Source organism: Massilia sp. BGA-UO-ETr-WB1 (assembly GCF_059567845.1).
This window is the reverse complement of sequence record NZ_JCAQOT010000027.1, coordinates 660,909-677,848: the sequence shown is the minus strand read 5'-3', so window position 1 is coordinate 677,848 and position 16,940 is coordinate 660,909. Positions and strand designations below refer to the sequence as shown.

The following is a 16,940-nucleotide window of genomic DNA, read 5'->3' as shown; positions in this document are numbered from 1 at the left end:
TGCCAGAGCCTAGAAAAATTTTCCGCGTCCGTCACTTCCAGGCCCATAAGAACTTTTCGCAACTCGTTTCCTATCAACTTGCACGTGTTGCGAACCCATCAAAAGTGATGGGAATTTTTTGAAGAAGTCTTTTCTCGATTGCACATGGCTGAAATTGATTATAGACTTGTTTATAAAATTTGCAATTTTATAAACATACTCAATCGGGGTTCCCCGCCTTCCAGTAGCTGTATTTGATACCCAGTTTGAGGCACACATCAGATCGTCGTCAGTAAAGGAGTCCACATGGGGTCCGGCGCGTCGGAAGGTGAAAAAGAAGCGGAACTGCTACGCCGTTCCAAGATATCGCCGCACCTGCTAGCGGTACTCGTCGATTGGAAGCGCCGCCAGCGCGATGATGCCCTGCCCCGCATCGAGGCCGCGAGCGCGGGCGACGTTCCCGTCGTAGCCGTTCTGATCGAACTCCTGCAGCCCGACCCGGGCAAACTCACGCAAGCCGGCTTCAGCGTCACCCACCTGTTTGGCAATGTCTACGCGGCCGACGTGCCGCTCGACCGGCTTGAAGCGCTGGCCGATATCGACAGCGTCCTCCACATCCATCACGAAAAGACGACCAAGCCCGCACTCGACGATTCCATTCCCGAAATCCGCTGCAACACCGTTCGCAATCCCCAATACCCTTTCATAGCTCCCAACAAATATACCGGGCTGGGCGTGGTCGTCGGAATCATCGATTCGGGAATCAATATTCTTCATCCCGTGTTCCGGCTAGCCAATGACCAGACCAAATCGCGCATCCTGGCAATCCTCGACCAAACACAGACCCCGGCCGTCACCTTTACCAAGGCGCAGATCGAAGCGGCAATTGCCACCAGCACCCAGATCATTGTTCCCGGCGCAGGCACGCCCCGTGTGGAAACCGACATCAATGATCACACGCACGGCACCCACGTGGCGAGCATCGCCGCCGGCAATGGCAAGATCGCCGGCAACTGCAGAGGCGAGTACACCTATGTCGGGGTTGCGCCCGAAGCCGCGCTGGTCATCGTGAAGCATAGCTTCAACGGCACCAATGCGCTGCGCAGCGCGATCCAGTTCATTGCCGACACTGCGGCGGCGCAGCCGGGCGGCACCACGCCCGCCGTAATCAACATGAGCCTCGGACAAAACCTCGGGCCGCATGACGGGACCGATCTGATGGATCAGATGATCGACCAATGGCTGGCCGCCCGGCCGGCCGGTTCGCCACCGGTGGTACTCGTGGCGTCGGCAGGCAATGAGGGCGGACACGAGCAGCCGGGCGCGCAAACCATCACGGCGGGCGACGACTCGCACGCAACCGGCACGATTGCCGCCTCGGGCGTGGCGAAGTCGATCAGGTTTAATCTGCGCGCCCTGGATCCAAACCAGACGCGCACCGGACAACTGCTCACCACCGCCGAGATCCGCTTCACGGCGCCTGCCGGCGTCACCTGCCAGCTTGTCCCTCCAGGCAACAATATATCCGGCGGTGCGAATACCGCTCCGCCCGATGGCGCCGCGACGTTCACCGAGGTGACGCAAAACAGCACATGCACCATCATTGGGGACGTTCCCAACGCCGCGGCCAATGGCCGCCGCATCACTCTCACCATCACCTCGGCCGCCGCCGGCCAGAACCAGCCGGGCGACTGGACGATCGTGTTGACGAATGCCGGCGCGGCGCCCATCACCTACCATGCGTGGCTGAGTGCGGGACAGCACTTCGAGCGCTTTCGCGACGACCTGTCGCGCGCCAACACCGTCGGCTCGCCCGGCAGCGCGACCAGCATCATTACCGTTGGCAACTACCATTCCTCCGGCAAGGACAAGGGTAAGATCGCCGATTCGTCCAGCCGCGGGCCGCGTATCGACGGCGTGCAGAAGCCCGACATCAGCGCACCCGGCCAATCCATTTGCGCCGCGCGGCGCGATTTTCATGATGGCTGCTGCTGCGACTGCTGCTGCGATTCCTATATCGACATGGACGGCACCAGCATGGCCGCGCCGCATGTTGCCGGGGCCGTCGCCTTGATGTTAGAACGAAATCCGGCGCTCACGCACGCGCAAATCAAGAGCATTCTCCTGACCCGGGCGCGCAAGGACAGTTTCACCACCCCAGCCAACAACAATGATTTTGGCAACGGAAAGCTCGACGTGATCGCGCTCCTGAACGATCCTCTGGTCGCCAATGGCCTGCCGAACGTCAGCGGGGCCGCGCCGCCGCGTGCGCGCGCGCACGAATTCGCCGCGATCGATGCGGCCGAGGCGCTTCCGCGGATTCCTCAATTGGGAGAAGGTACGCCCCTGGGCCGCCTGCTGCGCACCGACGACGGCCAGCGCATTTTCGAACTCGGCCGCGCACATTGGGAAGAGGCACGCGCACTGGTCAACACGCGCAAGCGCATCGCCGTGGTGTGGCACCGCAATCACGGGCCGCTGCTGCTGCATCACGTCGTGCGCTGCGCCATGCTGCCCGATGTGCCGCTGCCGGAGACCATCGAGGGGGAAGCGATCAGCATCCGTGCCGCCCGCATCGTGTCGGCGATCGAAACTTGCGCGAGCCGCGAGCTGCAGGCGGCGCTGCACGCCAACTTGCCATGGGTGGCGCGGCTTCAGGGCAAGACACTGCTCCAGGTGGTCGAGATGCTCGAAGCGGGAGAGCTGCAACATGCCTGATCAAGCCGGCACCATAGAACAGCTGCTTACCCAGCTGGCCGACATCCTGTCCCCGCTCGCCGACGAGCTTTCGCCGGCCTTGCTGCAAGACCTGGGGATCGGCATTCCGGCCGCATGGGCCGGGCAAGTGGCAGCCGCCATGACGCACCTGTCGTCCGCCGCGCGCGCACTGCCGCCGGCGGCGCAGGATCTAGCGGCGGCATCCTCGGGCGGCAGCGCGCCGGCGATCATCGCCAAGAGCGCCGTGCTGGGCGCGCGCATTGCCGAACTTGCAGCGGGCGCCAACCAGCTGGGCGTGGCGCTAACACAGGCGGCGAATGCCGACGGCACGCTGAGTCCCGCGCAAAAGGCCCATTTTACGGCCAGTCTGAACAACTTCTTCGGACGCCTGGTCGAGCTGACGGCGCTGCGGACCCTGGAGAAGAAGCTGCCGCAACTGGCAGCCCTCTTGGACCTGACCGGCATCGCGACCAGTACCATCACTCCTGGCGTGCCGGGCGACTTCACGGCGCCGCCGCATGTGCACCGTGGTTTCGCGCTGAACCGGCTGGTGGATCTGTTCGACGACCCCGCGGCGCTTGCCCGCGATCTCTACCAGTGGGGCGATCCGGCCTTCGACGGGCGTGCGCTCCTGAGCAAGATCGCGCGCTACCTGCAGTTTTACAAGCTGCCCGCGATGTTGATCGAAGCGCCTGGCCAGCCGCCCATCCTCGAATCGATGATCATTGCGCTGCAGGCAAACAACACCGTCACGCCGCCTGGCCTGGGCTTCGAATTGCGCCTGCCCGCCAGCTACAACGTGAGCCAGCCTTTCGACCTTCCCGGACCGTGGTCGCTCGACGTCGGTTTCGCGGGTGCCTACGCGGCCGGCCTGCAGGGGCTGGTGCAATCGAATGGGAACTTCAAAGTGCGCCCCATCGGCACCATCAGCGCCGACGCCCATGCCTCGCTCATCGGCAGAAAGTCGGCAGGTCCAATGCAGATCATCGGCCTGCCCGGCGGCACGCGGCTCGAAGTGGAACAAATCAGCGCCGGCGTCGGCGTGCGGGTGACGTTCGACACCGCCAGCGGCACTGCCGATGTCGTACCGGAGGTGAGCGCCGCACTCGATAGAATGAAGCTTGTCATTTCGCTGTCGAGCGGCGACGGTTTTCTGCAGAACGCCATCCCGGCCAGCGCGATCGAAGCGGAATTCAGTCTCGCCGGGCGCCTGAACCGGGACGGCTTTGCCGTCACGGGCAGCGGAAAAATCGAAGTGCTGCTGCCCACCCACGTTTCGCTGGGGCCGCTGGAGATCCAGAGCATCTGCTTCGTCGCCCGCCTGTTCGACCCCGATCCGGTGACGCTCGAACTGTCGGCCGGCCTCAAGTTCAGCCTGGGGCCGCTGGTGGCGGTGGTCGAGCGCATGGGCGCGAAAGGCGCCTTCAAGCTGCCGCCTGGCGCCAGCGGCAATGCGGGACCGGTGCAATTCGAGCTGGGATTCAAGCCGCCCCAAGGCGTCGGTCTGTCGATTGACGCCGGCGCCATCCGCGGCGGCGGCTACCTGTTCTTCAATCCCGACGATGAAGAATACGCAGGCGTGCTGCAGCTGAAGCTGCTTGAAATGGTGTCGATCACCGCCATCGCCCTGATCACCACCCGCATGCCCGACGGATCGAGCAACTTCAGCCTGCTGGTGATCATCAGCGTCGAATTCATGCCCGGCATTCAACTGGGCTTCGGCTTCACCCTCATCGGCCTGGGCGGCCTGCTCGGCCTGAACCGCACGATGCTGCTCGAACCGCTGGTGAACGGGGTGCGCACCGGGACGATCAACTCGATCATGTTCCCACAGGGCGACATCATCGCCAACGCGCCACGCATCATCAGCGACCTGCGCGCGATCTTTCCGCCCTACGTGGGAAAATTCCTGATCGGCCCCATGGCCAAACTGGGCTGGGGCACGCCGACCCTGGTGAGCGTGTCGCTGGGCGTGCTCATCGAAATCCCTGGCAACATCGCCATCATCGGCGTGTTGCGCCTCGCAATTCCGACGCCCGACGCGGCGCTCATCATCATCCAGGTCGCGTTTGCTGGCGCCATCGAGTTCGATCGCAAGCGCCTGTTCTTCTTCGCCACGCTGTTCGACAGCCGGCTGATCTTCATGACGCTCGAAGGCGGCATGGGGCTGCTGCTGGGCTGGGGCGACGATCCCTCATTCGTATTGTCGGTGGGCGGTTTTCACCCGCGCTTCACGCCGCCGCCGCTGCCCTTTCCCAGCCCGGACCGGCTGGCGATCACGATCATCAATACGGGGAGCCAGTTGGTACGGGTGACCGCCTACTTCGCCGTCACCAGCAATACCGTCCAGATCGGCGCAGCCGCCGAGATCCGCTTCGGCTTCGATGACTTTGGTATCCAAGGCCACCTCGGCTTCGACGCCCTGTTCCAGTTCTCGCCGTTTTACTTCATTATCGAAGTCAATATCTCGCTGCAGCTGAAGGTGTTCGGCCTCGACGTCCTCAGCGTGCGGGTGGACCTCAGCCTGGAAGGCCCTAGCCCGTGGCGCGCGCGAGGGACCGGCCACGTGTCGCTGCTGTTCTTCGAGATCAGCGCCGACTTCGACGTGACCTGGGGCGATCGCGCCGAAACCACCCTGCCGCCGATTGCGGTGCTGCCGCTGCTGCAGGCTGAATTCGACAAGAAGGAGAACTGGACCGCTTCGCTGCCGGCCGGCAGAAAATTGATGGTGGCGCTGCGGGCCGCCAACGAGACGCCCAATGTGCTGCTGATGCATCCACTTGGCTCGCTGCGGGTGAGCCAGCGCCTGCTGCCATTGGCCCTGGGACTCGACAAATTCGGCACGCAAAAGCCCAATGACGCGAAGCGGTTTGAACTGCTGGTGAGCGGCGGCGGCTTGGCCAGGATCGGCGACGCCCACGAGAAATTTGCGATGTCGCAGTTCGTCAAGTTGGACGATGCAGCCAAGCTCTCGCGGCCTTCCTACGAGTCGGGTAATAGTGGCCTGGAGCTGAGCGCCGCCGGCGCGCAACTGGCAACGAGCCACATGGCGCGGCGCATTGTGCGCTATGAAGTGGTGCTCATCGATGGCGAGTTCCGGCACCACATCCGCAAAGGGATATTCTCCACCGGCCTGTTCGCGCATCACCTGGCTGGCAGCGCCGTCACACAGTGCGCCATCAGCGCGAACAATAAACGCAAGCTCGACCCCTTCCCGCATGAAAAAATCGAGGTCAAGGGCGAGGCCTACACCATTGTCGACAGCGACACCAATCGCGTGATCGGTGGCGTCACGGAGTTCGCGAGTGCCGCCGCCGCGCATGGCCACCTGCAAACGCTGCTGGGTTCGGAAGCCCTGGTTGGACGCAATCTCGACGTCGTCCCCGCTTGGGAGGCAACACAATGAGCCATCCACTGGCCACCTACACCTTCCTGCCCTGGGCGCGCCAGGGCTTGAGCCTGAGCATTCAGCAAACCGAAAGCACGCCCAACCCCGAGCTGCGCGCATCGATTGGTGTGCAACTGACGCTGCGCGCGGAGGGCGTCAGCGGGCCCGTGCCCGACATGAATCTGGCCACCAACAAGATCCAGCTCCACGGCCCTGGCGACCTGCTGGGCATTGAAGAACTGCCGCTGATCAAGACCGAGCCACCCCACTGGAACACGGATTTCGAACCGAACAATCTGGCGCACATCGAATTCTACGATGAGGATTTCCCCTGGCTCTACACGCCCACCAAGGCCAATAGCGCCAACCACCGGCACACGCCCTGGCTCATGCTGGTCGTGCTGGAGGAAGGCGAATTCACCGACGGAAAAGGCGACACAGCCGCCCCCTTCATCGACATCGCCGACTTGAACAAGCTGCCCGTCAGATCGGAATTATGGGCGTGGGCGCACGTGCAGGCCAACCGCAACCTGGGCGCCGGCGACGCCACGATCGTCAGCGACGCCGGCCCCGCCATCGCCGACAAGCTGCGCGCCACCCTGGCTGAAAATCGCGACCTTGCCTTCTCAAGGATCGTCTGCCCCCGGCAACTGGAACCGAACAAGGCTTATCATGCCTTCTTGATGCCGACGTTCGAGACCGGCCGCGTGGCCGCGCTCAAACTGAATGTCGCCAAGGTCGACGATGCCATGCGCGGCGCCGCGGAAGCGCACCCCGAACGGGCGAATCTGGCCGGAGGCAGCTTTCCCTACTATCACCGCTGGTATTTCAGGACTGGCAACAAGGGAGATTTTGAATCGCTGGTGCGGTTGCTGAAACCGCAGCCGATGGACGTGCGCGTCGGCCGCCGCGATATCGATGTGCAGAAGCCCGGCAGCAATTTGCCGGGCATCGCCGGCCCCGATCTCAACGGCATCCTGCGGCTGGGCGGCGCCTTGCGCATTCCCGAGGACACCCTGCCGCAGCACGACAAGGACGAGGCGAGGCGCTTCGAAGACTGGGCTGAGCCGCGACCGCACCCGTTTCAAAAAGACCTGGCGGCCTTCATCAATCTGGCCGACGATTACGCGACGCGGACCGCGCTCGACGCCCATAACGATCCCGCCGTGCCGGCCGACATCGGCGCTCTGCCCAATGGCGACACCGATCCCGACCCGCTGATCACTCCGCCACTGTATGGCAGCTGGCATGCGCTGACCAAGCGATTGCTGCTCCAGCAGGACGGCTCGTCCGTGCCGAACACCTCCAACTGGGTACACGAACTCAATCTCGATCCGCGCCATCGCAGCGCGGCGGGCTTTGGCACCGATGTGGTCCGCAAGCGCCAGGAAGAATACATGAATGCCGCCTGGGACCAGATCGGCGAAGTACTCGAAGCGAACCGCAAGATGCGCCTGGCGCAGTTTTCGAAGGCCGTGTCGCTGGCCTGGTTCACGCGCAATTTCGCCTCACTCGAAACGAAGGCGCCCGAGCGCCTGCTGATGCTCTCGGCGCCGCTGTCGAAGCGCGTGATGATGGATGAAGTCACGCTGCACAAGTCGATCAGCGACAGCACCATCCCGGCCGCTTTCCTGGCACCCACGGCGCGGCGCATGCTGCGACCCTCCGGCCGCTTGATTCGCTCGCTCCCCGCCGGCACGGCGCCCGCCGCATCGATTCCGGCGGAGATCATGCGCGGGCTGAACGACGGCAACCTCACCACGGCGCAAGCCCCCGCCCTGCCCCCGGGCGCGCCGTCCATCGTTGACCTGGCCGATGATGTCGGCAGCAGCGTGCCCGCCTGGTTGCTCGACCTGCTGCGGCGTTTCCCGAAACTGCCGCGGTGGATTCTGATCGGCGGACTCGTGCTGGCCCTGCTGCTGATTGCCGGCGCATTGCCGATCGCGCTGCTGCTGGCGGCGGCAGCAGTGGCAGGCTACGTCTGGCTGACGCAGGCTGGTGCGACCATCATTGCAGCCGACAGCCTGCGTCCCGGGACCAAGGGGCCGGACTATGTGGCGAGCCTGCCCCCGGACCCGACCTTCACCCTCGAAGTGTTTGGCACCGTGGCGAGCGTGCCGCCGACAGACGGCGCCGACAACGCCACCGCTGCCCGCTTCAAGGACGCTCTCGGCGCCTCGATTGCATTCGACATTGAAGCGCGCCGCGCCAACGTGCCGCTGGTACGCAAGCCGCTCGCAATCACGCTGGCCGCAAGCCAGACGGTCATTACGCTCGATCCGGCCCGTTCGATTCCGGCTTTCTATTTCAAGACGATTCTTTTTCCGCCCCGCATAAAGGAAGGCTTGCGCGAGACTTTCGTCGAAGCCCAAGCCTACCCCCGCATCGATCAGCCCATGTACCGGCCGCTGGCGGATATCAGCGGCGAGCTGCTGTTGCCCAACGTCGGTCTGATTCCGCCCAATAGCATCAGCCTGCTCGAAACCAACCAATCCTTCATTGAAAGCTATATGGTCGGCTTGAACCACGAGTTCGCGCGTGAACTGCTCTGGCGCGAATATCCGACCGATCAACGGGGCAGCTGCTTCCGCCAGTTCTGGGACGTCAGCGGCTACCAGGACACGGCGGGCCTGTCGCCCGATGCACTGCGCGAGAAGCTGTACGACATTCCGAAACTGCACCTGTGGCCTTCCGCCTCCGCGCTCGGCGCGCACGACAACCGGCAGCCACCTGGCTCGCCGCCGAAAGAGGAAGTCGTGCTATCGATACGCGGCGAGCTGTTGAAGCGCTATCCGACGGCCGTTATCTACGCCCACAAGGCCGATTGGCAGCGCAAGCCCGACGGCACGATTGACAAAACGAAGATTCGCGTACCCATCGCGCTCACGCCCGAGGAAGAGAGCAATCCGCCGCAGGACAAACTGAAAAACCCGCTGTACGGGGCGAAGGTCGATCCCGATATCACCTTCCTCGGTTTCGATCTCACCGCCAAGGATGCCAAGGGCGATCCGGCCGCCAACGATGCGGGCTGGTTCTTCGTGATCAAGGAGCGTCCGGGCGAGCCTCGCTTTGGCCTCGACATCAGCCGCGACAGCCCGCTGATCAATAGCTGGAGCGACCTCGCCTGGCCCGACGTCACCACCAGCCATTCCATCTTGCGCATCAACGCGGGGATGCAGGAATACGCGCTCGCCACGCCGCCTCCGGCCTCCGAAGGGCCGGAGGAAATGGCGCAGCATCTGGAAGACAGGCAGGTGCGCTGGAATCGCAATACGAATTCAGCCGACGTGGCGTACGTGCTCTATCAGCTGCCGGTGTTGGTGGCGGTGCACGCCGCCGAGATGCTGCCATCAACATGAGGAACGGGAATCTATGGCTGACCTGAATGAGCTCCTGCAGCGCGCGCGTTTGCATCGCGAACAAAGCGATGCAAACGCGCGCGCCCTGACGACGGAAAACGGGCGACTGGCCAGGCTGCGTGAACAACTCGCCAACCTGGGGCGCAAGGTGGCGCCGGTCAACGGCCAGCAGGACGAGCGGATTGCGCAACTGCGGGCGGAGATCGCAGAATGCGAAGCCAAGGTAGCGGGCCTCAGGGGGGAAAAGCGCGCTTCTGCCGACGAATGGACGCGCATCAGCGGGCTGCTGGAACCGCTGCTCGACCCACGCCGCGCCATCGCCGCCCTGGATGCCGATTATCCGGTTCTGCTGCTCCCGGTGCGGCTGGAAACGCGGTTCACTTCCGCCGCCGGCCCGAATGGCGCCGCCCGGCAGCTACTGGTTCGCATCTATCCTGACGACTGCCTGGTCGACAGCTTCGAACCCGACCTGTCGGAGAACGAGGTCAAAAATCTCAGGCGCTACTGGTGCAGCATATGGGCTGCAGGCGGCGAGGACTCACGCGAGCAGTCGGCGTGGCGCGAGCTGTGCTCGGCGCATGGCGCCGGCCGTGCCTTGTACCTGATCCAGCAATACAAGCCGCTCGCGGACGCCGACCCAGTGCCAGCGCGCAGCAGCCCGAGCGAGGTGATTCTGGCGATTCCGACCGATGCCCCGTTGGCGAATGTGGCGGAAAAGAGCAGCCTCGCCGCGTACTGGATCGCGGCATGGCGGGCCGGCAAAAATGCCACGGCGCTCGTCGCCGCCATGCAGGCTCTCACTCTTGCCGTGGGTGCGCCGCGCGCCGAGGTACTGCGCACGACTTACCTGCCGTTCAACGCGCAAGATCCGCCAGGCGCCGGCGTCGACCGCGCCGTGGTGCCAGTATCCACGGTGTTCCTTGCGTTCACCCCGGTCGCGTCCGCAGCCACCAAACGCCAGGCGTGGACCCGCGCCCCGCAGGCTGCACTGCTGCCCGAGCGCTTCGTGCTGATTGCCGACAGCGGACCCGAGCATCTTGAAGTGCTGGGCGGCCTGGTGACGCAGCCATTGGCCGTGGGGCCTGATCCGCTGGCGGAGCAGAGCGGGCAATTTCAACAAGCCGGCGGTGAGCTGATCATGCCGGAGCAGTTGCGCTGGTTGTCTGATTTTGACGCGGCGCTCAAGGCTGGCATGGCGTTTCGTGTGGATCTCAGCACCCGCCAAGCGGCTGAAGGGTTTGATCGCCTGTATGTGCTGGGCGTGCGGCTCACCCCCGATCCGCAGCAATCGCGCCAGGATTTCGAACACCTGCTTGCGCACCATGCGGCCGGCCAGGGCGGGTTCGCGATTGTCCCGCAAGGCACGGCAAGCAACAACAGTGAACAGGGTTCCGCTGGCTGGACCCGCGTGCAAGAAGCCGACGAGTTGTTTCCGCTGTCGTGCATGGCCTCCGCCGGCCAACAGCAGTTTGACGAAAGTGCGACTTCACCCTACACCAAGACCGATGGGCTGTACCTGGCGGAAGCGCTTGGCATCGATGCGGCCGTGCTGCAAGCGATACCGAATGCCGACGGCCTGGACCAGGTGCGGGCGCGCGCCATGAATACAGCGCTTTTTCCGGCGACGCTGGGCTACTGGCTCGATACCCAGCTGCTGCCCGCATTCGGGGCCGAGACGATTGCGCGGATACGCAGGCATTTCGTGGAACGGGTCAGCGGATGCGGTCCGGTTCCCGTCGTACGCATAGGGAAGCAACCGTACGGTATCCTGGCCACGACCGCCTTCAGCCGCATGACGTGGATGGACTCGATTGACGAGGGCAGCGTCATCCGGCCAACGGCTGGCTCCAAGGACAGACAATTTTTGATGACGCTGCGCGACATGCTGCGCACGATCGCGCTGCGGTATTGGGACAAGTTCGCGTTGAACGCGCACCGCGTGGGCCGGCGCAGCGCGCAGCCGCAGCAGCAACTGCTTGACATCATGGGCCTGCACCCGTCCTCGCTTGAATTCCACCTGCAAATACTCGATAGCGCCGAGCGCATCTGGAACGAGTACAAATTGGGATCGAAACGCCGCGCGAGGCTGGAGGCTTCGATGCGGGACAAGATGCAGGCGACTTATCAAATACTGAAAGACCTGGGTTACGGTGGCAAGGAGCCCGAGATCACGGCCAAGTTCTTCTCGGAAGTGGCGGGACCGATGAAGCGCCCGGTAATCGACGTGCCGCCCCTGTCCGAGACGGCCGAACTGACTGTGTGCACGCCCGACAGCAAAAATTACTTGAGCTGGTGCCGCGAAAAAGCCAGGAACGCATTCGAGGATTTGCGGCTGCAGCGCGGCTTCAGCGAGGGAAAAACCCCGAACGCGCTGTTGTACCACGTACTGCGGCATGCCTTGCAACTCGGCTATCACAGCACCGCCTTCGACCTGCACGAAGCGCACGAGCTGCTCACCACCGACAGGATTAGCGCGTACAAGGAACCGCTCTTCGTGCACATTGCCGAGGGAACAGGCAGCGAAAGCCGCTATGGCATGCTGTACGCAAAGCAGCCTGTGATCACCGGCTCGGCCCACAGCACGGTGCTGGAGTTCATTCCCAAGTGGCTGGCCACAGTCGGCCAGAATAGCACCCTGGCCGCCCAAATCGAAGCGCTGGCGGTGCTCGAACACGCCTCCACCGCCGCTCTCGAACGCGCCTTTTCGGAGCATATTGACCTGTGCAGCTACCGCTGGGATGCCTGGATGCTCAGCTTGGTGAACGAACGCCTGCAACGCATGCGCCGTCCATCCGGCGCCGTGGGCGCGCGGCGGCAGGGTCTTTATCTGGGCGCGTACGGCTGGGTGGAAGACTTGAAGCCGGACCAGGGCCAGCGCTCCGCCGTGCGCTTGAACGAGGCCGAGGCGGCGGTATTCGACAAACCCGGCCAGGCTCCCCTGTTCCGCGACGCCGCCAATGCCGGCCATGTGCTGGCGCCGTCGCTAAACCACGCGGGCACCGCCGCGGTGCTACGCAACGGCTATGTGGCGAACGCCACGCCCACGCAGCCGGACCTGCTGGCCATCGACCTGTCGTCGGCGCGCGTGCGCATCGCCATCCAATTTATGGAAGGCATTCGCAACGGCCAGTCACTGGGGGCGCTGCTGGGCTACCAGTTCGAGCGCCGGCTGCATGATCGGTATAACGAGGCCGAGATGGACAGCTTCATTTACCAGGTGCGCAAGGCATTTCCACTGGCATCCAAGCACCTGGCCGATACGGCCAACCCGGAGGCGGAAAATGCCGCCATCCAGGCTGTGGAAGCGCGCAATGTATGCGATGGCCTGCGGCTGATCGAGCATGTGCGCACCAGCGCCGTCAAGACTTACCCATGGGGCAAGGCACTGGAGCCGGCCAACGCCACGCAGCGCGGCATCATCGATGAAGAGGTGCTGAATCTGTTTCATATCCACGACGCCATCTCGGACGTTTCCATCTCTGAAGCAGTCCATCAGATCATGGTGGGGAACACCGATCGCGCGGCGGCGGCGATGGACGCCAGCAGCAAAGGCACCCTCCCGCCCGAACCGGATGTCGTGCGTACGCCTCGCAGTGGTATCGCGTTGACGCATAGAGTGGCCTTGCATCTTCCGGTCGATGCGGTCGCCGCGGCGGGCGCCAACGTGCGCGCTGTGGTCGAACCGGCCATCGACAGCTGGCTCGGAAATATCTTCCCGCCCGTGGCCGATATCGTTGTTCACGTCGAGTTTCGCAACGGTGCACCGGCTAGCCCGCTGGTGCCGGCTGACGTGACGATGCAGGATCTTGGGTTGGGCCCGATCGACCTGCTCCACATCCTGGATTTCGGCAGCGACCAGGCCATGGGTGAACTCGATGACCGCATCGTCAACCACATCATCAGCACACGCGGTCTGTCGCCCGATGGGTCTGTGCTGATCCGCTACACCGAGCCTGGCGGACCGAAAAGGTCAGCCTTCGAAGTGGCGCCGCTGGCCGCCAGCCTGCGGTCGCTGCTGCTCAATTCAAGGCCCCTGCGGCCCACCGACCCGGCGATGCCGAACGAGGTTGATCGCAGCGTTGACGGCAGTGTTGCGATCGCGCCTGGCCGGGTGAGCGCCGCGCGGACAGCGCTAGCGCAAATCAGGACTGACGCTGCCGTACTGCGCGGGGCGCTTGACCCGCTTGCGCTCCCCGCTTCCGCATTCGCCGCGGTGGTGGGCGCGGTTGACGGGCTAAGTAGCTCGTTTGTGGATTTGCAGCACCGCGCGGCACTGGCGGGAGTGGCTTTGTCCAGCCCTGGATCGATACTGCGGGCGCGCAGCGAATGGTTTCAGCAGGTGCGCACGGCAGCGGTCAAGGTGGCGAACCGGTGGTCGGCCAAACTCGCCGCCTGCGATCTGCTGCTGGTCGACGCGGTGAATCCGGCAAACAGCGAGCAGATGAAGCTTGACGCGATTGAGCGCGCAGAACGTGAAATCTCCACCGTCTACACCGACACGATACCTGCGACGCCAGTGCTCTATCTGCCGATTGTGCAAGCCAAGCGTGCCACGTTTGCCCTTGCCCTGGGCGCAGTGCGGGCAGTGAGCACATCTGCGGCGGCCGATATCCAGACACTGTGGAGCGCCTGGAGCGCGACCTTCCCCGGGCGCGCGGCGCTCGACCTCGCCGTCGAGACGACAGCCGCGGAAGAAGACCTGGTACGCGCGCTGATCGGCTTGATGCAGCAGCTGACGTCGAGCCTCATCACCGAACTGGACCAGCGCATTGCCAAGGCCGACCACATGATGGCCGACGCGGCAACAGCGGCAGGCGAGGTGCAGGTACAACTGCTCACGGACGCCGTCAAGGCCTTACTCGGCGACGGGGCGCGCATTATTCCACGATTTACGCTATCGGCCGATCACGGCGACGAATGGCAGAATGCGTTCGACGGACGGGACGCACTGATATCGCACCTGCTGCCCGCGCGAGACTTTCCCGTGGACGACTGGATGTACGGCATCGCGCGCGTCCGGCCCAAGCTGCACGATTGGGAGAATGTGGTCTTGCTGGCGGGCGCATTCGGCACGGCGGAACCGTCGCTGGTGCCAGTGCAGTTTCCGTTCAACGCGGCCGAGCCGTGGCTGGCGATGGAACTGCCCGCCGCTTTCGAGCTTAGCAAATCGGGCGACCATGTGCTCTACACGGCGGCCTATGCGGGCGGTGCCTTCAACAAGAACGCGCCCCATGTCGGCGGCTTGTTGATCGACGAATGGACGGAAGTGATCCCGGCGACGAAGGAAACCGCCGGACTGGCCTTTCACTATGACCGGCCCAACAACGAGCCGCCCCAGAGCATGTTGCTGGTGACGCCTGCCAGCGCCGGCCGCCAGTGGAGTTGGGAAGATCTAAAGCTGGCCATTCCCGAAACCTTCGACATGGCGAAGAAGCGCGCCGTGGAACCGCGCAACATCAGCGCTTCACCGCTGTCGCGCTTGCTGCCCGCGACCTTGATGGCGTTTACGACGCATGCGATGTCGATCAGCAGCGGGCTGCGCCTTGCCGATGTTCTTGTTGCCGAGAAAAAGGTGAACCTGAATGGCTAATGTATTCAAACCACCGCTGGACATGGCCCTTGCGCTGGAGATGCGCACCCTGCCCTCCATTACCCGTTGGGAGCGGGTCGAAGGCATTCCTCGCGCGCATGATATGGCGCGGGCCTTGCGTGCGGAAGTGCGCGATCCCTTGTGGATGCTCGCGCGGCAATGGCAATTGGGCGAGTTCATCGGGGACGATGCGGGTTCGCCGGTGTTTGCCAAGCTGCATATCAAGACGACGCAGCTGACCACGTATGCGCCGCGCGATGGCGCCGAGCAGGCGTTCGATGACAGCATGCCGCTGGAAAGCCGCGTCGAACAGCGGCCTGTCGCTTTCACGGCAGGCGCGCAGCGGCTGTCGCTCGACCTGCGGCTGCTGATGGGCCGTCAATGGCTGAAATTGCTGGCACGGGACGCATTGCCGTTCGCGGCCGGCTTCAAGGCCGTGTTCAAGGTGGCGGCTTCGGACCCCTTGTCGCCGCTTTCGGCAGGCGTGTGCGCCCACCCCGAGGCCTGGCAGCACGAGGCCGCTTTCGCTGGCCGCGCCATGGATGGCTACCTCTGGTATCAATGGCTGCTGGCCCATCCTGCACCGCGAGATTTTTCCACCTTGCCGCCGCCGCTGGTGATCGGCGGGGTGGATGCCGATGCCGTCGACCTGTTGGGCGATCGCTTCATCGCGTGGTTTGAGCAGTTGATAGACCAGCCCGCGACGCCGGAAGAAAATGCGTGGGATCCCGCCCGGCTGGAGTATCGCTTTCAGTGCTCGGCACCGCTTGCCGACGGCCGGAAAGAGTTTGCGGCCGAAGAATACTACCTGGGCGATCTGGACTGGTATGCGCTCGACGTGGCGCCCGCCGGCGCCGCGCCGGCGCAGCGGCCCGAAGTTCAGTCTGAGATTATCCAGAGTTTCATTCCAACCTCGGTCGAGTTCTCGGGGATGGCCAATCCGCGCTGGTGGACCTTCGAAGATCGCAAAGTCAATTTTGGCGCGATCAAACCCGATACCACCGATATCGCCAAGCTGCTGATGCTTGAATTTGGACTTGTGTATAGCAATGACTGGTGCATTGTCCCCCTGCCTCTGCCTGCGGGCACGGTGGCGGATGTGGCCGGCCTGGCTGTGAGCAACGTCTTTGGCGAGCGGCTGTGGATTGAGCCGGCGGGCCAGACGCCGGAGCAACAGTGGCAGCGCTGGAGCATGTTTACACAGCACCAGATTGCGCCCTCGCGCACCCCCAGTACCAGCTTGCTGATGCTGCCAACCGTGCCCAAGGTTCAGGTGGGCGAAGCGCTGGAAAAGGTGATCATCGTGCGCGACGAAATGGCGAACATGGTGTGGGGGATCGAGGACACCATTCCCTTACCGCATGGGGTGGGAAGGTCGGGCCATGGTGCCGCAGCCGAGACGCTGCGCTTTTTCCAGCGGCTGGCGGGAGGTCCGGCACCCGTGCCTGCACTGGTGAACGAGGCGAAAGTACGCTATGAAACCATGAACACGGTGCCCGAGAATTGGATTCCGTTTATTCCGGTGCACATGCCCGGCGACAATCGACAGATCCAGCTGCAGCGCGCCAGTTTGCCGCGCCGCGTAGAAAACCAGCTCGGTCCCGGGGACAAGATCAAGCCGCGGACTTCCCTGCTCAGAGAAGGGCTGGATCGCGTCGCGCAGGAAGCCTACTTTGTGCACGAGGAGGAGGTGCCGCGCTCGGGCGTGCAGCTGACGCAGGCCTTTCAGCGGACACGGTGGGCAGATGGCCGGGTAGTTGTCTGGTTTGGGGCGACCAAGCGGATTGGGCGTGGGGAAGGCTCCAGCGGCTTGCAGTTTGATCGGCTGGTACCGGTGCCGAAAAAGCCTTGAGCCGGTCATTGCCGTCAGGATTGGACGACTTGGGATGGAGTCCTTCGTGAACTA

Annotated in this window: 5 protein-coding genes; all 5 read left to right on the top strand. The window is 63.8% G+C overall.

Translation table 11 applies throughout. The features are described 5' to 3' along the window. Positions 1-285: 285 nt before the first annotated feature. From AC56DV_RS29930 to AC56DV_RS29910, 5 genes are read left to right on the top strand one after another with little or no spacing between them, the layout of a single operon-like run. Entirely contained in the window at positions 286-2,697 is a 2,412-nt protein-coding gene (locus tag AC56DV_RS29930) for a S8 family serine peptidase (RefSeq protein WP_496317845.1), read from the top strand. Further along, on the top strand, positions 2,690-6,103 hold the full coding sequence (locus AC56DV_RS29925; protein WP_496317844.1) for a DUF6603 domain-containing protein: 3,414 nt from the start codon (positions 2,690-2,692) through the stop codon (positions 6,101-6,103). Before AC56DV_RS29930 ends, AC56DV_RS29925 begins: the two co-directional genes overlap by 8 nt. Beyond that, a complete protein-coding gene (locus tag AC56DV_RS29920) occupies positions 6,100-9,444 on the top strand; it encodes a hypothetical protein (RefSeq protein WP_496317843.1) in 3,345 nt (1,114 codons plus the stop codon). Before AC56DV_RS29925 ends, AC56DV_RS29920 begins: the two co-directional genes overlap by 4 nt. 13 nt (positions 9,445-9,457) lie before the next feature. Next, complete coding sequence (locus AC56DV_RS29915; protein WP_496317842.1) at positions 9,458-15,034, top strand: hypothetical protein; 5,577 nt, start codon at positions 9,458-9,460, stop codon at positions 15,032-15,034. Then, the gene (locus AC56DV_RS29910; RefSeq protein WP_496317841.1) at positions 15,027-16,886 is read left to right on the top strand and encodes a hypothetical protein; all 1,860 of its coding nucleotides are present in this window, start codon (positions 15,027-15,029) and stop codon (positions 16,884-16,886) included. Before AC56DV_RS29915 ends, AC56DV_RS29910 begins: the two co-directional genes overlap by 8 nt. Positions 16,887-16,940: the final 54 nt, after the last annotated feature.